The organism is Microbacterium sp. 05N427 (genome assembly GCF_056397105.1).
The window spans coordinates 474,449-496,927 of record NZ_JBFTMT010000001.1; the positions used below are offsets into that span (position 1 = coordinate 474,449).

The 22,479-nt window shown below is 68.7% G+C and carries 21 protein-coding genes; 18 read left to right on the top strand and 3 right to left on the bottom strand.

What is annotated here, in order from left to right; all coding sequences use genetic code 11:
• Positions 1-126 precede the first annotated feature (126 nt).
• The 11 genes from AC1DG4_RS02275 to AC1DG4_RS02325 all read left to right on the top strand — a co-directional run bounded on the left by AC1DG4_RS02275 (position 127) and on the right by AC1DG4_RS02325 (position 13,238).
• Positions 127-453 carry an NIPSNAP family protein gene (locus AC1DG4_RS02275; RefSeq protein WP_477375385.1) on the top strand — a complete coding sequence of 109 codons (327 nt, stop codon included), beginning with the start codon at positions 127-129 and terminating at the stop codon, positions 451-453.
• Between the two features lie 181 nt (positions 454-634).
• Positions 635-2,494: a molecular chaperone DnaK gene (gene dnaK, locus AC1DG4_RS02280; protein WP_477375387.1), complete on the top strand. Its 1,860-nt coding sequence runs from the start codon at positions 635-637 to the stop codon at positions 2,492-2,494.
• On the top strand, positions 2,494-3,138 hold the full coding sequence (locus AC1DG4_RS02285; protein ID WP_477375389.1) for a nucleotide exchange factor GrpE: 645 nt from the start codon (positions 2,494-2,496) through the stop codon (positions 3,136-3,138). Before dnaK ends, AC1DG4_RS02285 begins: the two co-directional genes overlap by 1 nt.
• Positions 3,139-3,141: 3 nt before the next feature.
• Positions 3,142-4,128 carry a DnaJ C-terminal domain-containing protein gene (locus AC1DG4_RS02290; protein ID WP_477375391.1) on the top strand — a complete coding sequence of 329 codons (987 nt, stop codon included), beginning with the start codon at positions 3,142-3,144 and terminating at the stop codon, positions 4,126-4,128.
• 241 nt (positions 4,129-4,369) lie between these two features.
• A complete protein-coding gene (locus tag AC1DG4_RS02295; protein WP_477377302.1) occupies positions 4,370-4,834 on the top strand; it encodes a heat shock protein transcriptional repressor HspR in 465 nt (154 codons plus the stop codon).
• A 332-nt stretch (positions 4,835-5,166) separates the two neighbouring features.
• Positions 5,167-6,537, top strand: coding sequence for an ABC transporter substrate-binding protein (locus AC1DG4_RS02300; RefSeq protein WP_477375393.1), 1,371 nt, complete (start codon positions 5,167-5,169; stop codon positions 6,535-6,537).
• Positions 6,538-6,620: 83 nt separating this feature from the next.
• On the top strand, positions 6,621-7,547 hold the full coding sequence (locus AC1DG4_RS02305) for a carbohydrate ABC transporter permease (RefSeq protein ID WP_477375395.1): 927 nt from the start codon (positions 6,621-6,623) through the stop codon (positions 7,545-7,547).
• The gene (locus AC1DG4_RS02310; RefSeq protein ID WP_477375397.1) at positions 7,547-8,458 is read left to right on the top strand and encodes a carbohydrate ABC transporter permease; all 912 of its coding nucleotides are present in this window, start codon (positions 7,547-7,549) and stop codon (positions 8,456-8,458) included. The genes AC1DG4_RS02305 and AC1DG4_RS02310 overlap by 1 nt, the downstream gene beginning before the upstream one ends.
• 30 nt (positions 8,459-8,488) lie before the next feature.
• Complete coding sequence (locus AC1DG4_RS02315) at positions 8,489-9,592, top strand: DUF4185 domain-containing protein (protein WP_477375399.1); 1,104 nt, start codon at positions 8,489-8,491, stop codon at positions 9,590-9,592.
• Positions 9,593-9,741: 149 nt separating this feature from the next.
• Positions 9,742-11,481 carry an ABC transporter transmembrane domain-containing protein gene (locus tag AC1DG4_RS02320; RefSeq protein WP_477375401.1) on the top strand — a complete coding sequence of 580 codons (1,740 nt, stop codon included), beginning with the start codon at positions 9,742-9,744 and terminating at the stop codon, positions 11,479-11,481.
• Positions 11,478-13,238, top strand: coding sequence for an ABC transporter ATP-binding protein (locus AC1DG4_RS02325; RefSeq protein ID WP_477375403.1), 1,761 nt, complete (start codon positions 11,478-11,480; stop codon positions 13,236-13,238). The genes AC1DG4_RS02320 and AC1DG4_RS02325 overlap by 4 nt, the downstream gene beginning before the upstream one ends.
• Before the next feature lie 53 nt (positions 13,239-13,291).
• Here the strand turns inward: AC1DG4_RS02325 and AC1DG4_RS02330 are convergent, their stop codons facing one another.
• The gene (locus AC1DG4_RS02330; protein WP_477375405.1) at positions 13,292-13,951 is read right to left on the bottom strand and encodes a fasciclin domain-containing protein; all 660 of its coding nucleotides are present in this window, start codon (positions 13,949-13,951) and stop codon (positions 13,292-13,294) included.
• A 165-nt stretch (positions 13,952-14,116) separates the two neighbouring features.
• Here AC1DG4_RS02330 and AC1DG4_RS02335 point away from each other — a divergent pair, with 165 nt between their 5' ends.
• The 6 genes from AC1DG4_RS02335 to AC1DG4_RS02360 all read left to right on the top strand — a co-directional run bounded on the left by AC1DG4_RS02335 (position 14,117) and on the right by AC1DG4_RS02360 (position 19,648).
• Entirely contained in the window at positions 14,117-15,841 is a 1,725-nt protein-coding gene (locus AC1DG4_RS02335) for a cytochrome c biogenesis protein DipZ (protein ID WP_477375407.1), read from the top strand.
• 57 nt (positions 15,842-15,898) lie between these two features.
• The gene (gene sigK, locus AC1DG4_RS02340; RefSeq protein ID WP_477375409.1) at positions 15,899-16,498 is read left to right on the top strand and encodes an ECF RNA polymerase sigma factor SigK; all 600 of its coding nucleotides are present in this window, start codon (positions 15,899-15,901) and stop codon (positions 16,496-16,498) included.
• Entirely contained in the window at positions 16,495-17,328 is an 834-nt protein-coding gene (locus AC1DG4_RS02345) for an anti-sigma factor (RefSeq protein WP_477420163.1), read from the top strand. The genes sigK and AC1DG4_RS02345 overlap by 4 nt, the downstream gene beginning before the upstream one ends.
• Positions 17,329-17,368: 40 nt before the next feature.
• Positions 17,369-17,836: a hypothetical protein gene (locus AC1DG4_RS02350; RefSeq protein WP_477375413.1), complete on the top strand. Its 468-nt coding sequence runs from the start codon at positions 17,369-17,371 to the stop codon at positions 17,834-17,836.
• Between the two features lie 192 nt (positions 17,837-18,028).
• On the top strand, positions 18,029-18,838 hold the full coding sequence (locus AC1DG4_RS02355; protein ID WP_477375415.1) for a hypothetical protein: 810 nt from the start codon (positions 18,029-18,031) through the stop codon (positions 18,836-18,838).
• A gap of 288 nt (positions 18,839-19,126) precedes the next feature.
• Positions 19,127-19,648 (top strand): GNAT family N-acetyltransferase, encoded by a 522-nt coding sequence (locus AC1DG4_RS02360; RefSeq protein ID WP_477375417.1) that lies wholly within the window; start codon positions 19,127-19,129, stop codon positions 19,646-19,648.
• Between the two features lie 85 nt (positions 19,649-19,733).
• On the opposite strand, the gene AC1DG4_RS02365 is transcribed toward AC1DG4_RS02360, so the two are convergent.
• Both AC1DG4_RS02365 and AC1DG4_RS02370 read right to left on the bottom strand, forming a co-directional pair.
• Positions 19,734-20,582, bottom strand: a complete 849-nt coding sequence (locus tag AC1DG4_RS02365) for an NmrA family NAD(P)-binding protein (protein ID WP_477375419.1) — start codon at positions 20,580-20,582, stop codon at positions 19,734-19,736.
• Positions 20,579-21,412 carry an SGNH/GDSL hydrolase family protein gene (locus AC1DG4_RS02370; RefSeq protein WP_477375421.1) on the bottom strand — a complete coding sequence of 278 codons (834 nt, stop codon included), beginning with the start codon at positions 21,410-21,412 and terminating at the stop codon, positions 20,579-20,581. Before AC1DG4_RS02370 ends, AC1DG4_RS02365 begins: the two co-directional genes overlap by 4 nt.
• A gap of 137 nt (positions 21,413-21,549) precedes the next feature.
• Here AC1DG4_RS02370 and AC1DG4_RS02375 point away from each other — a divergent pair, with 137 nt between their 5' ends.
• The gene (locus AC1DG4_RS02375; RefSeq protein ID WP_477375423.1) at positions 21,550-22,476 is read left to right on the top strand and encodes a LysR family transcriptional regulator; all 927 of its coding nucleotides are present in this window, start codon (positions 21,550-21,552) and stop codon (positions 22,474-22,476) included.
• The last annotated feature ends 3 nt before the right edge of the window (positions 22,477-22,479 follow it).

A 22,479-nucleotide genomic window follows, 5' to 3' on the forward strand; every position in this document is an offset into this window, starting at 1 on the left:
CGAGCCGACCCGAGCCCCGAACCGACCCGAGCCGGAGAGTCAGACCGCAGCTGGGCCTGGATCGGGTGCGGGGTGCCGTGCGAGGATGTCGGTCATCCGCGCCCGCCGCCCTCTTCGGGAGTCGTCATGACCGTGCTCGAGATCCGCTCCTACGTCCTGCACCCCGGCGCGCGCGAAGGCTTCCACGACCTCTTCCACCGCAAGGTCATGCCGCTGCTCGCCGATCAGGGGATCCGCGTGGTGCGCTACGGCGCGAGCGAGCATGACGACGTCTCCTACGTCCTCATGCGCGCGTTCGATTCCACCGTCCACCGGGACGAGCAGGAGGACCGGTTCTACGGCAGCGCCCTCTGGCGCGAGGGCTATCGCGAGGAGGTGCTGGCGATGATCGCCTCGTATCAGGAGGTGGTCCTCACCCTGGACGAGGAGGCGGTCGACGCCCTCGGATCCTGAGCCTCCGGCGCACGGATCCCGGTGACCAAACTTGAGCCGACTGGTATCAAGTTTGTTTGACAAACTCTTCATGTCGGGCGTACCCTTGAGTCATCGCGACTCAGGTTTCGCAGGGGTCAGCTCCAGCAGAACCCGGGATCGCGCAGACTTTCCCGCAACTTCCGACTGAAGGAGAAAACAAATGGCACGTGCTGTCGGTATCGACCTCGGTACGACGAACTCCGTCGTCAGCGTCCTCGAGGGCGGCGAGCCCAAGGTCATCGCCAACGCAGAAGGCTTCAGGACCACCCCCTCGGTGGTCGCCTTCACCAAGGACGGGGAGGTGCTCGTCGGCGAGACCGCGAAGCGCCAGGCCGTCACCAACGTCGACCGCACGATCGCATCGGTCAAGCGCCACATGGGCACCGACTGGTCCTTCGACGTGGACGGCAAGAAGTGGACGCCGCAGGAGATCTCCGCGCGCATCCTGCAGAAGCTCAAGCGTGACGCCGAGGCGTACCTGGGCGACACCGTCACCGACGCCGTCATCACGGTCCCCGCGTACTTCAACGACGCCGAGCGTCAGGCCACCAAGGAGGCCGGCGAGATCTCAGGCCTCAACGTCCTGCGCATCATCAACGAGCCCACCGCCGCGGCGCTGGCCTACGGCCTGGACAAGGGCAAGGAGGACGAGCTCATCCTCGTCTTCGACCTCGGTGGCGGCACGTTCGACGTGTCCCTGCTCGAAGTGGGCAAGGACGACGACTTCTCCACCATCCAGGTGCGCTCCACCGCCGGTGACAACCGCCTCGGCGGCGACGACTGGGACCAGCGTCTCGTCGACTACCTGATCAAGCAGTTCAAGGACTCGACCGGCGTCGACGTCTCGGGCGACAAGATCGCGCTGCAGCGCCTCAAGGAGGCCTCGGAGCAGGCGAAGAAGGAGCTCAGCTCCTCGACGTCGGCAAGCGTCAACCTGCCGTACCTCTCGCTCACCGAGAACGGCCCCGTGTCGCTCAGTGAGACGATCACCCGCGCGAAGTTCGAGGACCTCACCAAGGACCTCCTCGACCGCACCAAGAAGCCCTTCGAGGACGTCATCCGCGAGGCGGGCATCAAGGTCGGCGACATCGCGCACGTCGTGCTCGTCGGTGGTTCCACCCGCATGCCCGCCGTGGCCGAGCTCGTCAAGCGCGAGACCGGCAAGGAGGCCAACAAGGGCGTGAACCCGGACGAGGTCGTCGCCGTCGGCGCCGCCCTGCAGGCCGGTGTCCTGAAGGGCGAGCGCAAGGACGTCCTCCTCATCGACGTCACCCCGCTGAGCCTCGGCATCGAGACCAAGGGCGGCATGATGACCAAGCTCATCGAGCGGAACACGGCCATCCCGACCAAGCGCAGCGAGACCTTCACGACCGCCGACGACAACCAGCCGTCGGTCGCGATCCAGGTCTTCCAGGGCGAGCGCGAGTTCACCCGCGACAACAAGCCGCTGGGCACGTTCGAGCTGACCGGCATCGCGCCGGCTCCGCGCGGCATCCCCCAGATCGAGGTCACCTTCGACATCGACGCGAACGGCATCGTGCACGTGTCCGCCAAGGACAAGGGCACGGGCAAGGAGCAGTCGATGACCATCACGGGCGGCTCGTCGCTCTCGAAGGACGACATCGACCGCATGGTGCGCGAGGCGGAGGAGCACGCCGCCGAGGACAAGAAGCGCCGCGAGTCGGCCGAGGTCCGCAACCAGGCCGAGACGCTGTCCTACTCGATCGAGAAGCTCATCTCGGAGAACGAGGACAAGCTCCCCGAGGACGTCAAGACCGAGGTCAAGGCCGACGTCGACGCGCTGAAGACCGCACTGGCCGGTGACGACGACGAGGCAGTGAAGACCGCGTTCGACAAGCTGAACCAGTCTCAGACGAAGCTCGGCGAGGCGATCTACGCGCAGTCCCAGGCCGACGCGGCCCCCGGCGCTCCCGAGGGTGCCCCGGCCGGTGAGGACGCGGCGTCCGATGAGGACGTCGTGGACGCCGAGGTCGTGGACGACGAGGACGAGAAGAAGTAATGACGGATCCCAAGGACTTCGAAGAGCCCGAAGAGGGCCGTGAGGTCGGCGGCCAGGGGTCGGACGCGAACGCGTCCGGCCCCGCGGCCGGGGCCGATGACCCGCAGGGCGCAGAAGAGCTCACGGTCGACGACATCCTGAACATCGCGCAGAACGACGACGCGCTCGCCGAGGATGCTGTGGAGGATGCAGCCCTCCACGACGCCGAGCACACCCTGCTCGTCGACCTCAAGCGCCTGCAGGCCGAGTACGCGAATTACCGCCGTCGCACCGAGGAGCAGCGCGGTGTCGAGATCCAGCGCGCGAAGGGCGAGGCCGCCAAGGGCCTGATCCCCGTGCTCGACGACCTCGACCGTGCCGCCGCGCACGGCGATCTGGAGGAGGGCACCCCCTTCGCCGCGATCGCCGACAAGGTGCGCTCGGTCGTCGAGCGCCTCGGAGTGGTCTCCTACGGTGAGAAGGGCGACGACTTCGACCCGCAGCAGCACGAGGCGATCTTCCAGCAGCCCACTCCGGGCGTTGCGAAGGCCGTCGTGCTCGAGGTCGTCGAGGTGGGCTACCGCCTGGGCGATGTCGAGCTGCGTCCCGCCAAGGTCGTCGTCGCCGTTCCCGCTGACCCTTCGGCGGGCTCAGGGACCGTTTAACCTATGGCTAGCCAGGACTGGTTCGACAGGGACTTCTACAAGACCCTCGGCGTCTCCAAGGACGTGTCCGAGGCGGATCTGAAGAAGACCTACCGCAAGCTCGCGCGCAAGTACCACCCCGACTCCAACCCCGGCGATGCCGCGGCGGAGGCGAAGTTCAAGGAGATCAGCGAGGCGTACTCGGTGCTCTCCGACACCGAGCAGCGTGCCGAGTACGACCAGATCCGCGCGATGGGCGCCGGCGGGGCGCGCTTCACGGCTCCGGGGAGCGCCGGCAACGGCGGCTTCGAGGACGTGTTCAGCGCGTTCGGCCGGGGTCGTGGCGGGCAGCAGGGCGACTTCGACGACATCTTCGCGATGTTCAACCAGGGCGGCGGATCCTTCGGATCCGGACGCTTCGGGCAGCCGTCCGGCGGCTTCAGGGGCTACGGAGGGCCGCAGAAGGGCGCCGACGTCACGGCCCGCACGACACTGTCGTTCGCGACCGCGGTGCAGGGTGAGACCGTGACGCTGCAGGGTGAGGACGGCCGACCGCTCAAGGTGAAGATCCCCGCCGGTGTGAAGGACGGGCAGAAGATCCGCCTCCGCGGCCGCGGCCGGCCTTCGCCCGACGGCGGCGAGAACGGCGACATCGTGGTGCAGGTCGCCGTCAAGCCCCACCCGGTATTCACCCGCGATGGGCTGAATCTGCGCGTCACCGTGCCGATCACCTTCACCGAGGCGGCGCTCGGCGCCACCATCGAGGTGCCGACCCTCGGCGGCGATCCGGTCAAGCTCAAGGTCGCGGCGGGAACGCCGTCCGGCCGGGTGCTGCGGGTCAAGGGCCGTGGCGTCACGACGTCCAAGGGAGTCGGCGACCTGCTCGCCGAGGTCCAGGTCGCGGTGCCGTCGCACCTCGATGATGCCGCGCGCGAGGCCCTGGAGCGCTTCCGCGCGGCCGAGCCCGCGGAGAACCCGCGCGCCGAGCTGCTGGCGAAGGCGCGGGCCTGACCATGGGGTCCCCGAGCGCCCTTCGTCTCGTCGCTGCGCTCCTCGCTCAGGGACCGGTTCGCCGCCGGTCCCCGAGCGCCCTTCGTCTCGTCGCTGCGCTCCTCGCTCAGGGACCGGTTCGTCGCTGCGCTCCTCGCTCAGGGACCGGTTCGTGGCCGGTCCCTGAGCGAGCGGAGCGAGACGAAGGGCGCCCGCTCGGCGACCGTGACCGCCCAGGAGGTGCGCTGTGCCTGATGAGCGCATGAGCGCCGACACCCCGGTCTTCGCGATCGCGGTCGCCGCCGAGCTCGCCGGGATGCACCCGCAGACCCTCCGGCAGTACGACCGGATCGGCCTGGTCGTGCCCGGCCGCACCCGTGGCGGATCCCGCCGCTATTCGATGCGCGACATCGAGCAGCTGCGCGAGGTCGCCCAGCTCTCCAGCGAGGGCATGAGCCTTCCCGCGATCGCGCGCCTGCTCGACCTTGAGGACGAGGTGCGCACACTGCACCGCCGCGTTGTCGAGCTCGAGCTCGCGCTGCGCGAGGAGCGCGCCAACCGCCCCGGCGTGCGGGTGTTCGCCGCGGGAACGACCGGATCCGTCATGGCCGTCCCGTCCGGGCGCCGGATCCGCCGCTCCACCGAGGTCGTGCTGTGGCGTCCGTGGGGGAGCCCTCCGGAGCACGCGGACGACCTCGCCGACGACCCGGACGACAGCGCCCGCTGAGCGCGAGCGGGCTCCGTCCGTGTGCCCGCCGGGGCGCCCGCGCGGGGGTCCTCCTACGGGGGATAACGCATCTGAAATCGATTTCCCGTGCGGAGCGCTCAAGGGGCCTGCAAAGCGTCCGAAAGGGTTACCCGGAGTTCCGCAGAAGACGAAATCGGCACTCGACCGCACGGAGTTGCTGATCTGACGAAAAGCGTCTTGTGTCTGAAATCGATTTCGCCTACTCTGAGTGCAACCCGGTCGATGCCGACTCAGCGCGACCGCGGACCCGGCCCCCCGTGCCGGACCCAGCACCGATTCGACGAGGAAGTCGTGTTCCCGAGGAGGAACCCATGAAGACGGACACACAGCGCACGCGCCGGGTGGTGATGGCCGCTCTCGGCGGCATCACGGCGGTAGGACTGCTCGCAGGCTGCGGCTCGAGCACCCCTGGCCAGGCCGCAGGCGGCGGAGGCGATTCCTCCGGCAAGACCACGATCGAGTTCTGGCACCGCACGTTCACTCCGCCCGAGAACGCCTGGTACAAGGACATCGTCAAGAAGTTCAACGCCTCGCAGGACAAGATCGTCGTCAAAGACACCGAGATCCCGGCCGATGCCTGGGACCAGAAGATGAAGGCCGCCCAGGCCGCGGGCAAGGCCCCCGACGTCTACACGCACTCCGGCAGCATCCAGGACGCGGTGAACGCCGGTCAGCTGTACGACCTCGGCAAGGTCGTCGACAAGTCGAAGCTCGGCGAGATCATCGACTCCGCGAAGTCGGTGTCCGAGATCGACGGAACCTACTACGCCTACCCGCTCCTGCAGGAGGCCCAGACGGTGCTGTTCTGGAACAAGGACATGCTCTCCAAAGCCGGTGTCGACACCGACAAGGCTCCCGCCACGTGGGACGACCTGCTCGCCGACTGCGCCAAGATCCAGCCGACGCTCGCCCAGGGCCAGTACTGCATCTCGCCCGCATCCGACGCGATCACCTTCGCCTGGTCGACCGTCGGTCAGCAGTACAACGCCGCAGGGCACACGGCGCTCACCGACGACTGGAAGTCGCCGAACATCGACAACGCCGCATACCGCGACCTGATGTCCAAGTACAAGGAGCTGTGGGACAAGGGGTACATGCCCAAGCAGGCGCTCGCCGCCTACGTCGAGGGCAAGGACTTCGGGCAGAAGAAGGTGGCCTTCAAGGTGTCCGGCTCGTGGATGATGTCCGAGATCGGATCCGACTACCCCGACCTCCTCGCCAAGACCGGGATCGGCGCCTTCCCGAGCGCCTCGAACGCCGACGGACGCACCGCCACCACGCTCGGCAACTTCAAGTGGGTCATCGACGCGAAGAGCAAGAACGCCGAGGCCGCGGGCAAGTTCCTGGAGTGGTCGCTCGCCGGCGATCCGCAGAACCTCGTGCCCTTCTTCGTGAACACGCAGTTCACCAAGGTCCCCGTACGCGCCTCGGTGCAGGACGCCGTCGCGAAGGACGAGGCCGCGGCCAAGGCCCCGTGGTCCAAGGTCATCACGAAGGACATCGCGCCGGACGCGATCCCCGAGCCCACCTACCCGTGGGACGTGTCGCTCGCGGTCGGGACGGCTATGGAGTCGGTGATGAAGGGCGCGGCCTCGCCGGATGACGCGATCAACACGGCCGACGCCGCGATCCAGAAGGTCATCCAGTCGCAGGATCTGCCCAGCAAGGCTCCCAAGAAGTGAGCGCGGCGCGGTCGGGGACCGCTGCGCGGCCGTCCCCGACCGCGCAGACCGCGTCCGGCACCACAGAACGACGGGGAGAGACGATGTCCACCGAAGCGATCGACGACCGGCGCACGGGCAAGCGCCGGCATGCGCGGTACCGGCATCGCGACACGAAGCTCGCCTATCTGATGCTCGCCCCCGTGGCGATCCTGCTCGGAATCTTCGTCGTCTGGCCTGCCGTGTACGCGGGGTTCCTGTCCTTCCAGGACTGGAGCTTCTACAAGGATCCGCAGTTCGTCGGCTGGAAGAACTACGCCGATGTGCTGACAGACCCGCTGTTCGTCGCGACGATCGGCCGCGGCTTCCTGTTCGTCCTGCTAACGGTGCCGCCGATGCTCGTGCTCGCGTTCCTGTTCGCGAGCCTCGTGGTGAGCCTCTCGCGCCGGATGGCGACGATCCTCAAGGTCAGCATCTACATCCCCACGATCATCTCCGGAGTCATCGCGTCGATCATCTTCGTGGTGATCTACGCGTACGACGGCGGGATCCTGAACGCGGTGCTCGCCGCCTTCCACATCGACGCGGTCTCCTGGATCGGGGATCCGGCCTGGTCGCTCCTCGCCGTGGCCGTGCCCGCGGTCTGGCTCGGCATGGGCCTGACCTCGCTCATCATGGTCGCCGCGATGGTCGACATCCCGACGGAGTACTACGAGGCGGCCGCAATGGAGGGCGCCGGCTGGTGGCAGAAGACCTTCTACATCACGCTGCCGCAGATGAAGAACGTGTCCCTGTACCTGCTCATCACGGGATTCGTCGCCGCCATCCAGCAGTTCGAGCTGCCCCTCGTCATGACCCAGGGCGGCCCGCTGGACTCGACAACGCTGCCGAACCTGTTCATCTTCAACCACTTCCGCAACGACGTGAACGTGGGCTACTCGATCGCCGCGGCGCTGCTGCTGTTCGTGGTGCTGGGATCCGTGTCGGCTCTGGTGTTCAAGTTCATCAACTCCGAGAGGCTGGTCGACTGATGAGCGCGACGCACCAGAGCACCGTGCCCGAGACCACCCGGATCGTCCTGGACGGCAAGGACCACCGTCGGATCAGGATTCCGCACGGCTTCGTCGGCTGGGCCGCGCTCGTCGGCAAGGGCGTGGCGGGCCTGATCTTCCTGCTCGCCGCGCTGTTCCCGCTCGCGTGGATGGTGATCGCCGGCTTCAAGGCCAAGACCGAGGTGCTGAGTACTCCGTTCCAGTTCTTCCCCGAGGTGTGGCACTGGGAGAACTACGGCAAGATCCTCGGCGACGAGACCTTCCTGCGCACTCTCGGCTGGACCTTCCTCGGGGCGCTCCTGTTCACGGTGCTCAGCCTCACGGTGAACTCGCTCGCCGCCTACGCGTTCGCCCGGCTCGAGTTCCGGTTCCAGCGGACGCTGTGGGTCGCGGTCATCACCACCATGTTCATCCCGGGGATGACGATCCTGCTCACGAGCTTCATCGTGGTGACGAAGCTCGCGATGCTCGACACGCTCGCGGTGCTGGTGATCCCGGGGGCGGCCAGCGCGGCATCGGTCTTCTTCATCCGGCAGTTCTACCTGAACATCCCGGCCAGTCTCGAGGAGGCGGCGATGCTCGACGGCTGCGGCCGATTCGGGATCTTCGTGCGCATCTTCCTGCCGCTGTCGAAGCCGCCGTTCGTCGTGATGGGGATCACCGCGTTCCTCGCGTACTGGAACTCGTACGTGTGGCCGATCATGACGATCACGTCGCCGGAGAAGTTCGTGCTGCAGCAGTATCTCGCCGAGTTCCGCACCGGGCGCGGCTCGAGCGAGCTCGGCCTGCTCATGGCCGGATCCGTGCTGGCCGCGGCGCCGGTCGTGATCCTGTTCCTGATCTTCCAGCGTCAGATCATCGGCAACATCAAGATGGCCGGACTCAAATAGCCCTGCCACGTTCTCGAAGAGGAGAAGGCCATGTCCGAAGAAGCGATCCGTCCTGCCCGCGGGCTGACCCGCCGGGGTCTGCTGCAAGGAGCGCTCGCGGCGGGAGCCGCGCTCGGCGTCTCGACGCTGGGCGTGGGCCCCGCCGCGGCCGCAGGGCTCACCGTCACGCGAATGAAGGTGCTCGCCGGCACGCAGGCCGGGGTGCAGTACGGGATCGGCGCGACCGATCTCGGGATCCCTGCGCGCACGCCCGACGGGCGGCTGCTCTTCGTGTTCGGCGACACCTGGGCCGATGCGTTGGGCGGCACGAACTGGCGCTCTCCGGTCGCGCTGTACTCCTCGACGGCGAACCTCGCCTCCGGGGTCGTGTTCAACGGCGCGGCGGGCGCGGGCGCGAACACGCAGGTCACTGCGCCGCAGCTCTGGTACTACCCGCACGACGCCTACTACGAGACCGTGATCCCCTCCGACGTGATCACGATCGGCTCACGGATGTACCTGCATGCGATCGTGAACGGGCCGACCTTCGGCGCGGTGCGCTGGACCGAGCTGTGGCAGTCCGACGACTCCGGGGCCACGTGGCAGCACACCGGGCTGAAGTTCCCCGCGGACATGGCCGGCGGGCACTTCCAGTGCATCACGTGGGGCCAGGGCAGTGACGGCTATGTCTACATCTACGGCACCGGCTTCCAGCGCGACAAGGGCATCGTGCTCTACCGGGTGCCGCAGAACAGCATGACGACCCTGTCGGCGTACCAGCCCTGGGGCTTCGCGAACGGTGCGTGGGGCTGGGGCAACCCGGCGACCGAGGTGCTGCCGGGGAAGTTCGGCGAGATGTGCCTGCGGCCGCTCGGTGGCAAGTGGATCCTGACGTGGTTCAACGCCGATGCCTACCGGATCGACGCGATGATCGTGAACACCCCGACCGACAACCTCTATACGGCCGCCAAGACCACGCTGCTGTGGGGCGGTGACTGGGGCGCCGAGGATGCGACCCACGTCGCCCAGCTCTACGGCGGGTACATCCTGCCCGGCTCGACGGTGTCCGACCTGCACCTGAGCGTGAGCCAGTGGAACACGGGGAACAACAGCGTCTATCACGTGGAGCAGTTCCGGATCCAGGGTCTCGCCTGAATCGGTGATATCGATTTCGCGCGAAAGTCGCTAGGGTGGCGACATGCGCCGTTGAACAGAGATTCCGCGGATCCTCGTGATCCTCCCCGACCGCCGTGCCGAGAGCCCGGGGTCGACGACTCTGTTCCCGCTGCGAGAGGAGACGGGCGATGATCGCCCTTCCCGAGAAGTACGTCCCGCCACCGTCCGGGGTGACCCCGGTGGGGTTTCTCGCCTGGCTCATCCGCATGCAGTGGACGACCGTGCTGCAGGGCGTCGTCTGCGACGTGATCTGGCTGCTCGGTCTCGCCCTCACCCCCTGGGCGATCGGCCGCGCCGTCGATGAGGGGCTGGTCGCCGGGGACTACGGCGCGTTCCTGGGGTGGCTGGGCGTCGTGGTGTGGCTGCAGCTGCAGCACTCCCTGATCCAGGGGCTCAGGGACAGGGCCGGATCCATCAACTACGAGCGAGGGGTGTGCCGGGTCGATCAGGTGATCGTGCACACGGCGACCCGGATCACGGTCGCCGCCGACCGTCGCCTCGGATCCGGTTCCGTCGTCACGATGGCGTCGAACGACGCGTGGTGGTTCGGGTTCGTTCCGATCAACGTGGGCACGCTGGTCTCGGCGCTCGCCTCGTTCATCACCGTCGCCGTGCTGCTGCTGCGCGACTCCGTGCTGCTCGGGGTGCTCGTGATCGTCGCAGTCCCCGCGTTCTCGATGCTGCAGGTGTTCCTCGTCGGCAACCTGCGGTCGCGGCAGAGCGTAGCGCGCGAGGCGACGCGGGAGATGAACACGGTCGCGATGGACACCGTGCGGGGGTTGCGGGTGGTCCGCGGGATCGGCGGGGAGGACTGGTTCTTCGACCGGTTCCGCCGGCGTTCGGATCGTGCGCGGGATGCGCAGAAGACCGTGGCCGGACCTGTTTCGCTCGCCGACGCCCTGAGCGTGCTCATCGCGGGAGTGCTGGTGGTGGGGCTCACTTGGATCGGCGCCGCAATGGTCGCGCAGGGCGAGCTGCGGGTGGGGGAGCTGGTTGCGTTCTACGGATATGCCGGCTTCATGGTCCTGCCCGTGACGCTCTTCAACCAGGTCATCCGCGTCGTCGTGCGCGGCCTGATCGCGGCCAAGGCGATCGTGGAACTGCTCGAGGTCGAACCGCTCTGGTCGGACGGTCCCCCGGCCGCATCGGACGGCGCGCCGGCACCAGCCGCGGAAGCACCTGCAGCGGTGCTGCGCGATCCGCAGACAGGCCTGGAGCTTCGGGAAGGAGAGTCCCTGGCCGTCGTCGTACGGGACCCGATCCGGGCGAGGACCCTCGTCGACCGCCTCGCTCGGATGTCCACCGACGACGGCGAGCCCGTGCGGCTGCGCGGGCGCCCGATGTCGGCAACGCCGTTGGTGCAGGTGCGTCGTGCTGTGGCGGTGTCGGACCCGGTGCCCTTCCTCTTCAGCGGCACGCTGCGGGAGCTGCTCGACCCGTGGGGTGCGCATGGCGACGAAGAGATCCTGCGTGCCGTCGCGGCGGTCGATGCGGCCGACATCCTCGAGCCCTTGGGCCAGGGCCTCGACGTCCGGGTCGGGGAACGAGGGGTGGAATTCTCCGGCGGTCAGCGCCAGCGGCTCGGCGCCGCGCGAGCTCTGCTCGCGGACGTCCCGATCCTCGTCCTGCATGATCCGACCTCCGCGGTCGACGCCGCGACCGAAGAGCGGATGGCCGCCGGGATCCGCGTCCATCGCGCCGGGGCCACGACGATGATCGTCACCACGAGCCCGCTCGTGCTGAGCGGTGCGGATCGGGTGGTCGTCCTGGATGCAGCGGGCATCGTCGCCGAGGGCACGCATGAACAGCTGGTCGGGAGCGACCCCGACTACCGCAGAGCCGTGCTGAGGGCGGAGGGGGTGGCATGACAAGGGGCCTGCCCCGGGCGAGCAGCGCCCGCGTGCGTCAGGAGCTGCGCGCGATCTGGCGCCGGCACAGAGGGCGATTCGTCGGCGTGGTGCTGCTCAACGGCGCGGCGGCTGCGTTCTCGCTCGTGCCGCCGCGGCTGGTCGGGCTGCTCATCGATCGGCTGGAGGCTGGCGCCGGGATCGGGGAAGTCGCGCTCTACGGCGCGGGCATGCTCGCGGGTGTGATCGCGCAGAGCCTGTTCGTGCTCACGGCGGCGAGGAGCGCATGGACGCTGGGCGAGGATGTGTTCGCCCAGCTGCGGCTCGCGTTCCTCTCCGAGGCATTGCTCGTGCCGATGGGCGTGATCGAGGAGGCCGGTACCGGCGAGCTCGTCACACGGACGACCCAGGACATCAACGCGGTCGGCGAGACCGTGCGATGGGCCCTGCCCGGGAGCCTCGTCTCGGCGCTCACCGTCGGGCTGACGCTCGTCGCGGCCGTCGCGGCGGCTCCCCTCATCGCCCCCGTCTATCTCCTGGCCCTGCCCGTGCTCGTGGTGCTGATGCGGTGGTACATGCGGCGCGCACCGGATGTCTACCGGCACCTCGGAGACAGCTACGGCCCCACGTTCGCATCGCTCGACGAGACTGCGAGCGGGGCGCGAGCCATCGAAGCGCTGCGCCTGCAGGAAGCCAGGCATCGGTCCCTGACTATGGCCCTCTCTGCGCACTGGAGCGCCGCGGTAGGACGCATCCGGCTGCGCCAGACGATGCTGCCGTGGGCCAACCTCGCTTTTGCGATCCCCGTCTTCTCCTCGCTGGCGTGGGGCGGGTGGCTGGCAGCGCACGGCCAGGTCAGCGTGGGAACGGTCGTGACGGTGACCCTTTACGCGGCCGCCCTCGTCGCACCTCTCGAATCCCTCATCGACTGGACGGACGAGTTGCAGCGCAGTGCAGTGTCGTTCGCGCGGATCCTGGGCGTCGGCGAAGCTGTCGAGCACGGGACCGCCACAGCCGCGGAACCGTCGTCGACCGCGGTCGAGGTGACGGCGGCGAGCTTCGCCTACCGAGCCGGGCGCGAGGTGCTGCATGGCGTCTCGCTGCAGGTCGTGCCGGGGGAGCGTCTGGCCATCGTCGGGCCATCCGGGGCGGGCAAGTCCACCCTGGCCCGCCTGCTCGCCGGGATCGACCGGCCCTCGGCCGGGCGTGTGACGGTCGGCGGCGTCGATGCCTCCGCGATCCCGCTCGCGCAGCGGCGCGGGCACGTTCTCCTGGTCGCCCAGGAGAGCCACGTGTTCGCCGCGACCGTGCGTGAGAACGTGCTCCTCGGTCGACTCGACGCGTCGGACGCGGAGGTGGCCGACGCGTTGGGCAGGATCGGTGCGCTCGAATGGATCGACGCGCTCGACGACGGCGGGGACACCGTGGTCGGATCCGGCGGGCATCCTCTCACCGGAGCGCAGGAGCAGCAGCTCGCGCTCGCCCGCGTGCTGCTCGCGGATCCGCACACGATCATTCTGGACGAGGCGACGAGCGCGATGGATCCCACCGCGGCGCGCGACCTCGAGGCCGCGCTGGCGGCGACCATGCAGGGGCGCACGGTGATCGCGATCGCGCACCGGCTGTCCACCGCCTACGACGCCGACCGGATCGCGGTCGTCGACGGCGGCAGGATCGTGGAGCTCGGATCTCACGACGAACTGGTCGAGGCGGGCGGCGCATACGCCCGGCTCTGGGCGCTCTGGCGCGACGACGGCGCCCGCTCCGACGGTCGCTGAACCTGTCGGGGCGGGCGCACCGTCCGGGATCCGGACGGGGGTCGAGGGCGCGGTCAGTTGGCCGGCGGCATCAGCACCGAGTCGATCAGGTAGACGGTCGCGTTGGCGGTGTGCACGCCGCCGCAGATCACCTTGGCGCCGCCCACCATCAGGTCGTCACCGCTGCCGGTCACGGTCAGATCCGCGCCCTGCACCGTCTTGTGCGTGCCGGCGATCTTCGACGGATCGATCTGGCCGGCGACGACGTGATAGGTCAGGATCGACGTCAGAGTCTTCGCATCCGTCTTCAGGCCGTCGATCGTCGCGGCGGGGATCTTGGCGAACGCGTCGTCGACGGGGGCGAACACGGTGAACTCGCTGCCGTTCAGCGTGTCGACGAGGTTGACGTCGGGGTTGAGCTTGCCGCTGACGGCGGAGACGAGGGTCTTCAGCATCGGATTGTTCGACGCGGCCACGGCGACCGGGTCCTGCGACATGCCCTGGATCGACCCTGCTCCGTCGGGCACGGCCTTGGCGTAGGCGGCGCATCCGGGGCCGACGAGGTCTGCGGCGGGATCCATGGTCGGCGCCGCGCTCGGCATGGCCGACGACGGCGCCGCTGAGGAGGACGACCCTGCAGAGGAGCCGGATCCCATCGAGCAGCCCGACAGGACGAGCAGGCCCGCGAAGCCGAGGGAAGCGGCGGCGGCGAACTTCTTGGTGGTGCGGAACATCGTGAACCTCCGGAGTTTCGCGTCGCGGCCTTCCCGCGGCGTCGAGCGTTCTTCGGAGCGCCAGGGCGATCGGATGGGAAACGGATCCGATCCGTGTCCGAGGCGCCCGGATCCAATCCGTTCCGGTCTCTCGTCCGAACTACCGACGACGGAAAGGCGGGCCCCATGGACCTGGTCATCATCGGAGTCCTGGGCGGGCTCATCACGGGGATCTCACCGTGCATCCTGCCGGTGCTCCCGGTCATCTTCCTGACGGGCGGAACGCCATCGGCGCGCAACGGAGAGGGCGGCGCGGCGGCGGATGTCCTGCCCGCACGGCGCAGCCGTCCGTTCCTCGTGATCGCGGGCCTGGTCCTGAGCTTCTCCCTCGTCACCCTGATCGGCTCGCTCCTGCTCGGCCTGCTGCACCTGCCGCAGGACGTGATCCGCTGGGCCGGGATCGCGGTGCTCGTGGTCCTCGGCATCGGCCTCATCGTGCCGCGGTTCGAGCAGGTTCTCGAGAGGCCGTTCCAATGGCTGCCGCGCAAGAACGTCGAGAACCGGGGGAGCGGGTTCGGGGTGGGCCTCGCGCTCGGGGCCGTCTTCGTGCCGTGCGCCGGTCCGGTGCTCGCCGCGATCATCGTCGCGGGCGCGACGGGTCGGATCGGCCTGGACACCGTGGTCCTCACTGTCTCGTTCGCGGTGGGTGTGGCGCTCCCGCTGCTGGTCTTCGCCCTGGCCGGCCGCGGAGTGATCCAGCGCATCCGCGCCTTCCGCAACCGCGAGCGGGGTCTGCGGATCACGGCCGGGATCGCGATGATCGCTCTCGCGATCGGCCTGGTCTTCAACGTGCCGCAGCTGCTTCAGCGCCTGGTGCCGGACTACACGGCCGGCTTTCAGGAGGGCCTGGCGAACTCGCCGCAGGGCGGCGCGCTCGGGCTCGGGGGCCTCGTGACCGACGAGAACCGGGACCTGGACAAGTGCACGAACGATGCGACCGCGCTGCAGAGCTGCGGGACGGCGCCGCAGATCAGGGGCATTCAGCAGTGGCTGAACACCCCAGCGGGAGCGCCGATCGATCTGAAGAGCCTGCGCGGCAAGGTCGTGCTCATCGACTTCTGGGCGTACTCCTGCATCAACTGCCAGCGCTCGATCCCCCATGTCGTGGCCTGGGACAAGGCCTACTCCTCAGCGGGACTGCAGGTGATCGGCGTGCACTCGCCCGAGTACGCGTTCGAGAAGGATCCGGGGAATGTGGCGGCCGGGGCGCGCGACTTCGGCATCGACTATCCCGTGGCTCTGGACAACTCGCTCGCGACCTGGACCGCGTACCGCAACCGGTACTGGCCGGCGCACTACCTCATCGACGCGAACGGCGTCGTGCGGCACATCTCCTTCGGAGAGGGCGACTACGCGACCACGGAGCGACTGATCCGGGAGCTGCTGCAGCAGGCGGATCCTCAGGCCGCATTGCCGAAGCAGACCGAGGTCGCCGACCGCACGCCGAAGGTCGGATCCACCACGAGGGAGACGTTCCTCGGCGCGACCAAGGCGGTGAACTTCGGCGGCGGGAGCACGTACCGCGCCGGTACGACGGACTTCGCCGTGCCGGCCGCCCAGCCCGATGACAGCTTCGCGCTGGAAGGCGCATGGGACGTGCAGACGCAGTACGCGACGCCGAAGGACCCGCCGGCGCAGGTCCGGCTGCGCTACCACGCCTCCGAGGTGAGGATGGTCCTGGCGGGCAGCGGCGAGATCACGGTCCGAGATGACGACGGCGCGACGAAGACGATCGCGGTCAGCGGGACGCCGCGGTCGTACGCGCTGCGCACCGGGCCCTCTTCACATCACGGCACCCTCACGGTGACCGTCCCCGCGGGAGTGCAGGCGTACTCGTTCACCTTCGGATGAGGACGGACGCGGCAATCGCGAGTGGCGTTTGCGCACGGGAGGACCGGGAGGTGAGGCATGCTGGACACGATGGTGATCGACGACAGAGAGCACGTGGAGCAGGACGGCGGCGATGATCCCGCGTCCGCCCTGCTGTCGCGCATCGCAGGCGGAGACCCGTCGGCGTTCGCCGACCTCTACGACCTGCTGTCGTCGCGCGTCTTCGGCCTCATCCTCCGCGTGCTGGTGAATCGGTCGCAGAGCGAGGAGGTGCTGCAGGAGGTCTTCCTGGAGATCTGGCAGACCGCCTCGCATTTCGCCGCCGATCGCGGACGGGGAAGGACCTGGATCCTGACGATCGCCCACCGCCGCGCGGTCGACCGCGTGCGCGCCTCGCAGGCCAGCGCCGACCGCGACGTCCGCGCAGGGGTGCGCGATCTCGACGTCGCCCACGACAGTGTGGCGGAGCAGGCGGAGCTGTCGATCGACGCGGAGCGGGTCGTCGACGCCCTCTCCGCGCTCCCGGAGGCGCAGCGCGAAGCACTCGTGCTCGCCTACTACGGCGGATACTCGCAGAGCGAGATCGCCACGATCACGGGCTCACCGCTGGGAACGGTGAAGACCCGGATGAGAGATGGACTCACGCGCCTGCGGGCGCACTGGGGGGTGAACGCATGAATGAGTCGGAATTCGCCGAACTGGCGGCCGGCCACAGCCTCGGTGCGCTGTCCGTCGCGGATGAGCAGCGCTTCCGCGCCGCTCTGGCGGAGCGCCCGGAATGGGCGGGCATCGTCGAGGACGACGCCGGCACGGCCGCGCTCCTCGCCGAGGGCACGCCCGCCGTCGCCCCGCCACCCGGGATCCGCGACGCGCTGCTCGCTCGCATCGCGGTGACGGCGCAGGAACCGGACGGCGCCGTGCGCGACGCGGTCGAGGCTCGGCCCGAGGAGGATCGTGCGGGTGCGGGTGCGGGTGCGGGTGCGGGTTCGGGTGCGGCGGGTGCGGCTGCCGCGGTGGCCGCCCCTGCCGGGGGTTCCGAGCGGTCCATCCGCCGGCCGCGGCGACTGCTCTTCGGACTCGCCGCCGGTCTCGTGCTGCTCGTCGGACTCGGCGTCGGCGCCTCCGTCGTCATCCCGCAACTGCTCCGCCCGGCGGCAGTGGTCGCGCTCGATCGGATCGAGAACGCGCCAGACGCCGCGGAGAAGACGGTCTCGCTCCCCGCGGGAGGGCAGGCCACGGCGCACTGGTCCGCCTCGATGGGGGCCGCGGTGCTGGTGGCCGAGGGACTCGGGCGGCTCGACACGACGCAGACCTACGAGTTGTGGTTCGTGCGCGGGAGCACGCCGGTTTCGGCCGGGGTGTTCGAGGCGGCGCAGGGCACCACGACCGCGCAGCTGAAGGGCGCCATGCGCGCCGGCGATGCGATCGCGGTCACGGTCGAGCCGGCCGGGGGATCCCCGACCGGCGCGCCCACGAGCGATCCCATCCTGGTCATTCCGACGTCCTGAGGTGCGTCCGTCACCGGGGAGAAGCGTGGCGGATACTGGGATGAACAGGACAAAGGAGGTCGGGGTGGTGGAACCGGAGTGGCTTCAAGGGGTTCAAGCCGAAGCGGCTCGTCTGCTGGGCCTTCCTGCGCCCTTGGTGTTCCCGCCCGTGCTCGTGGATCCGTTCTCGGCAGAGCTGGTGTTCTTCGCGGCCGATCGCATTCCGGAGGGGCAGTACTCGACGCCGTTGCCGGAGTTCGGTGTCCTTGGTGCGGAGATGCCCGCCTACTTCACCGACTACGAGTTCTCCGAGTACTTCCCCGGAGCCTGGCCTCTCGCGCTCGATGGCGGCGGCGGGTTCTACTGTCTCGACCTGCGCGACCTGGTCGCCGGTGTGGCCCCGAACGATGGATCAGCGTCGCTGGTGTGGTCGCACGCGGGGAACCTGGGCTGGCGAGAGGACGAGCACGTGGTCATCGCCACAGATATCGCAGAGTTCTTCGCGACCGCGGTGACCGGCCGGGCGTGATCTGAGAGCTGGCGAAGAGGAGCGCTCAGTGAGGAGCTCGTCGTCGCCGATGCGGGGTCGCCGATGTGTTTCGTGACCGGTCACAGAGATGTGCTATAAAAGCTCAGTCGAAGATCCGTTGTCACTGGGGCTGCGGGCCGGCGTACCGTGCACGCTGGGGGGCAGACGCGGACCTAAGGAGAAGGTTCCTCTATGCCTGAAATGAGTCTGTTCGAGAGCGCCGTCACGCCCGCATCGCGGCGTTTCGATCGTCGAACGGTGATGAAGACCGCCGCGTGGTCGGTGCCGGTGATCGCCGTCGCAGTCGCCACACCGATGTCCGCCGCATCTACCGCGCCGGTGGATCCGGCCTCGTGCGTCGCGCTGCCGACCGGAGGGTTCACCGTCACTGGCGGCAACCTGGTCTCGGACGGGGCATTGGGGACGTCGCCGACCACCGATGGCAATTTCGGTACGGGTTGGACTCCGCCGAAGGCCCCGGGTGGCGACGCTGTGTCGGGTTACACGCAGACGGATTTCGCGGTCGCTCCCACCCCTGCGAGCTGGTGGGCGTCCGGCGGAGACCCGCAGACGCAGATCGGGTTCCTGTCTCTGGACGACAACGACAATCGTGATGGCGTCTCGCAGACGCCATCTGTGGTCTCGAACATCTACTCGGTCCCCGTCCGGGGAGGCACGACGTACACGTTCAGCCTGCCGATCTTCGCGTCCGCCGACTTCCTCGGCCCGCAGTATCTCGACATCTCTGCGTCCGGGGCCGGTGTGAGCCAGCCGGGTATCGTTCAGGGCTACTACGGCAACCCTGCCATCGCCATCGTGCCGGCGGGACTCGGCAGTTACAGCCACTTCAGCGGCTCGCAGACGCCCACCACCACGTTCACGCCGTCCTCCGACGGAACTGTGGTCTTCACCTACACCTTCACCCTCGCATACGTGAACGCTGGAGCCCGCAAGAACGCGGATCTCTTCGTCACCGCCCCGGCGCTGACCGCTTGCGCCTGACTTCAGTGCCGCCCGCCGAGGGCGTCGCGGGGAGGTCGCGCCAGGCGGCAACGTCATGACCGACCATGCGCGCGCTCGGCTGAGGCGGTTTTCGGGGAGCAGGGATCGGTCGGAACTGCGTGGCTGCGCGACATCGGTCGTGCCGCCACGCAGTTCCCCGACCCACCTGGCCCGGGAGCGCCGAGCGCGGGTAGGAACGTGGGAGGCTCCGGATCTCGCCGCGGAGAACGGCTCCGGATCTGGCAGTGCTCCTCCCGGCCGATAACGCCGGCCGATTATCATCGTTCGATGATGACCGGCAGCTACCACGTGCGCACGACGCAGGAGAAAGACCATGAGCTCCTCCGCACCTTCCGGATCAAGAATGCGACGGAACACCCGATCTCATACGGGGCGACCCTGGAGACCACTCTGGCGATGACGGAGGGCGACTGGCGGCTCAGGGCACGGCGCGGCGAACAGGACGATGCGACGTCCTGTGTCGCGATCGAGTCGGGCTCCGGTCAATGGGTAGGGATGATGGCGGCGCAGAGTCACGACGATGACGGCACGGACCCCGTGCTCACCGGCGTCTACCTCGTCCCTGAGCACCGCGGCAAGGCGACGGGTGTCGCGGATCTGCTGTTGGCCAACGTGTTGGACTGGGTGGCGGCCCGGAAGGCGACCCGCCTTCGCCTTTACGTGTATGAAGACTCTGTCCCGGCACGACGCTTCTACGAGCGGCACGGGTTCTGGCCAACGGGCCGCTCCCGCCCGCACGCCTTCGCGAGCGGATCCGTCCTCGAGCTCGCCCGACCCATGACCGTGTAACGATCACCGACGAGTCACCACGGGTTCCGGCTGAACGCCCGACGTCGTGAGGATTTGCAGAGTCCCCTGGCGGCCCGCCGGCGCGCTACCTGAATGCCTCGACGTTCTCTGCGGCCCACCGGGCGAAAGAGATCGGTTCCTGCCCCGTGGTCTGTTGGAACCCTTCGGTGACCGTGTCGAGCCGCCCCTGGCGAACGGCGCGCCAGATGTCCACGAGAGCGTCGATGTAGGGCCCTCTCCCGGCCCATTCGACAGTGTCTGCATACGCCTGTCGGTCGGTGATCTCCTCGAAGCCGATGGACGTGCCGATCGCCCGGCCGATCGTGTTCGCCATCTCCCTGTACGACAGTGCTTCGGGACCCGTGACCACGAGTGCGCGGCCGTCGCGCCTGCGCGAGAGCAGCGCGGTCGTTGCGACGGCCGCGACGTCGTCCGGATGGATGAAGGCGATCTTGCCTTCTCCTGTCGATGACCGCAGGACGCCGGCGGTGCGGATGGGGTACGACCAGCTCAGCGCATTGGACATGAATCCGGCAGCGCGAATGAACGTGAACGGGACGCCGCTTTCCCGGACAGCCGCCTCGCCCGCCGTGTGCCAAGGCCCCGTGCCGATTCCGGTGAGAACGTCCAACGTCGACAGCTTGACGATGTGCTGAACGCCGGCCTGAAAGGCGGCGGAGGAGACGGCTCGATCCTGTTCGTCGAGGTTCGGTCCGTCTGTCAGCAGGAAGATCCCGTCCACACCGTCGAGCGCCGCAGCCAAGGCGCTCGACGTATCGAAGTCTCCTCTGCGGACGTCGACCTGATCGCCGAAGAGCAGGTGGGCTTTGCTTGCATCACGCACGAAGACGGACGTGCGTGCACCGGCATCGATGAGGCGCTGAGCCACCCGTGAGCCGATGTTGCCGGTGGCGCCGAAGACGAGGTAGCTCACGGGAGGCTGCTCCAGCCACGGATCACTTCGAGCGCGATGCGCTTCTGACCCTCCACGGTGAAGTGCACGCCGTCCCCCAGGAGCAGGTCGGAAGCGGGAGGTGTCCCCAACGCCTCGCCGACGTCGATGACGGGCGCACCGCTCTCGCGGATGATCGTGGCGACTCGTTCCAGGTCCTGGTTGCGGTAGCGAACCCCGAATCTCGCGAGGCCGGGGTGGTTCGCCACCATCGCCTCGTCGATCGAGGGGGGAGTGATCCAGATGGCGGTCGCCGAGGTCTCGCTGGAGACGCGGTGATGCAGTTCTGCGATGTTGCGCCGGGTCTCCTCGTGGTGCACGAGCGTCTTCGTGGGGCGCGGTCCCTGGGTGCGGGCGTCGTTGGTGCCGAGCAGGAAGAGGACCCAGTCGGGCTGCACGTTGATGGTGTTACCGATGCGCACGAGACCGTGGGTGGTGGTCTCGCCCGCGACGGCGTGGACGGACAGGGAGAGGGCGTCGTCACCGCGCCCCTTCGCCAGCACCTCCCTCAGGATCACCGCCCACGACTGGGGGTCTGATGTCAGGCTGTCGCCGAACGCCACCACATGGGCGCCCTTCCGGAGCGGGAGGCGGTCGACCATCGCGGCGACCGAGGGATCCGTCAGCAGCGCGCCCGCCGCTTCGGTGGCCTCCTCCTGCATGCGATCGAGCTCGGAGGTGTAGACCTCGTCCGGGATGCCGAGGAGCCGGGCATGGGCGCTCCGGTCCAGGCCGGCTCCGCCGGGGAGGGAGGCGAGGGTCCGTTCGGGTTGGATGAACTTCAACAGCCAGCGCAGGTGCTCGTTCGACATGGTGTTCCGCGTCCTTGCTCTTCTCGATTGCTTTCCTTCATCCTGTGGTCGGGGGAGGAGAGCCGTCCAAGACCGATCCTGCGCTCGGCGATACCGCACGGGTATCGGCCCCGGTCGCCGACGGATACGATGCGGGAGTGGAGACGCGTGAGTTGCGATACTTCGTCGCCGTCGCGGAGGAGCTGCATTTCGGGCGGGCGGCGCAGCGGCTCATGATGGCGCAGCCGCCGTTGTCGCGGGCGATTCAGCAGCTCGAACGACGGCTCGGGGTGGTCCTGCTGCACCGCACCCCCCGCGCGGTCACGCTGACAGCGGCCGGGGCCGTTCTGCTGCGGGAGGCCCGGCTCGCGCTGGACGCGGTGGAAGCCGCCGAGTCTCGTACCGTCCGAGCCGCTGCCCACCGGCCGCCCTTGGTGCTGGCCGCGAAGGCCGGCGCGTCCAGCGACCTGCTGTCTCAGATCCTCGACGCCTATGCGTCTGAACCGAGCGCGGTCGGAATCGACGTGACGCTGGTCGGACCGGGCCAGCCGGAGGCACTGCTGCGCACCGGACGTGCCGACGTCGCTCTGCTCCACCGGCCCTACGACGAGACGATCGGACTGAACACGGAGGCCCTGCACGCCGAACAGCAGGTGCTGGTTCTCCCCGCCGGCCACCCGCTCGCGCGTCGCCCGCACGTCTCGATGGCCGACATCGAGGCGTTGACGGATCCGCCCCTGCCGCGCTGGCCGGAACCTGACGGAAGCTATCCGGACGGCCCAGGCCCGCAAGTCCGCGACCACACCCAGCTGCTCCAGCTGATCTCGCTGGGACTGGCCTGCGCCGTCATGCCCGATTCGCTGCGGTCCCAACTCCGCGATGGTCACGCGCTGGTTCCCGTGTCGGACGCGCCTCTCGTCACGACCGTGGTCGCCTGGCCGCCGCACAGCACCTCCCCGGCACTTGCGGACTTCGTCCGGATCGCAACGCGGCTCCGGTCCGCCACGCATCCTCCGATCGTCCAGGGGGCGCCGTCACCGGATATTGAGCCCGCGTTCAGAAACATGACAGGGACGGCTCCGTAGCGT

Coding starts and splice junctions, on each gene's coding strand:
- AC1DG4_RS02290 (WP_477375391.1), top strand. CDS start 3,142: ATGGCTAGCCAGGACTGGTTCGACAGGGACTTCTACAAGACCCTCGGC.
- AC1DG4_RS02300 (WP_477375393.1), top strand. CDS start 5,167: ATGAAGACGGACACACAGCGCACGCGCCGGGTGGTGATGGCCGCTCTC.
- AC1DG4_RS02325 (WP_477375403.1), top strand. CDS start 11,478: ATGACAAGGGGCCTGCCCCGGGCGAGCAGCGCCCGCGTGCGTCAGGAG.
- AC1DG4_RS02275 (WP_477375385.1), top strand. CDS start 127: ATGACCGTGCTCGAGATCCGCTCCTACGTCCTGCACCCCGGCGCGCGC.
- dnaK (WP_477375387.1), top strand. CDS start 635: ATGGCACGTGCTGTCGGTATCGACCTCGGTACGACGAACTCCGTCGTC.
- sigK (WP_477375409.1), top strand. CDS start 15,899: ATGCTGGACACGATGGTGATCGACGACAGAGAGCACGTGGAGCAGGAC.
- AC1DG4_RS02345 (WP_477420163.1), top strand. CDS start 16,495: ATGAATGAGTCGGAATTCGCCGAACTGGCGGCCGGCCACAGCCTCGGT.
- AC1DG4_RS02305 (WP_477375395.1), top strand. CDS start 6,621: ATGTCCACCGAAGCGATCGACGACCGGCGCACGGGCAAGCGCCGGCAT.
- AC1DG4_RS02360 (WP_477375417.1), top strand. CDS start 19,127: ATGATGACCGGCAGCTACCACGTGCGCACGACGCAGGAGAAAGACCAT.
- AC1DG4_RS02350 (WP_477375413.1), top strand. CDS start 17,369: ATGAACAGGACAAAGGAGGTCGGGGTGGTGGAACCGGAGTGGCTTCAA.
- AC1DG4_RS02370 (WP_477375421.1), bottom strand. CDS start 21,412: ATGTCGAACGAGCACCTGCGCTGGCTGTTGAAGTTCATCCAACCCGAA.
- AC1DG4_RS02335 (WP_477375407.1), top strand. CDS start 14,117: ATGGACCTGGTCATCATCGGAGTCCTGGGCGGGCTCATCACGGGGATC.
- AC1DG4_RS02295 (WP_477377302.1), top strand. CDS start 4,370: ATGAGCGCCGACACCCCGGTCTTCGCGATCGCGGTCGCCGCCGAGCTC.
- AC1DG4_RS02320 (WP_477375401.1), top strand. CDS start 9,742: ATGATCGCCCTTCCCGAGAAGTACGTCCCGCCACCGTCCGGGGTGACC.
- AC1DG4_RS02310 (WP_477375397.1), top strand. CDS start 7,547: ATGAGCGCGACGCACCAGAGCACCGTGCCCGAGACCACCCGGATCGTC.
- AC1DG4_RS02315 (WP_477375399.1), top strand. CDS start 8,489: ATGTCCGAAGAAGCGATCCGTCCTGCCCGCGGGCTGACCCGCCGGGGT.
- AC1DG4_RS02285 (WP_477375389.1), top strand. CDS start 2,494: ATGACGGATCCCAAGGACTTCGAAGAGCCCGAAGAGGGCCGTGAGGTC.
- AC1DG4_RS02355 (WP_477375415.1), top strand. CDS start 18,029: ATGCCTGAAATGAGTCTGTTCGAGAGCGCCGTCACGCCCGCATCGCGG.
- AC1DG4_RS02330 (WP_477375405.1), bottom strand. CDS start 13,951: ATGTTCCGCACCACCAAGAAGTTCGCCGCCGCCGCTTCCCTCGGCTTC.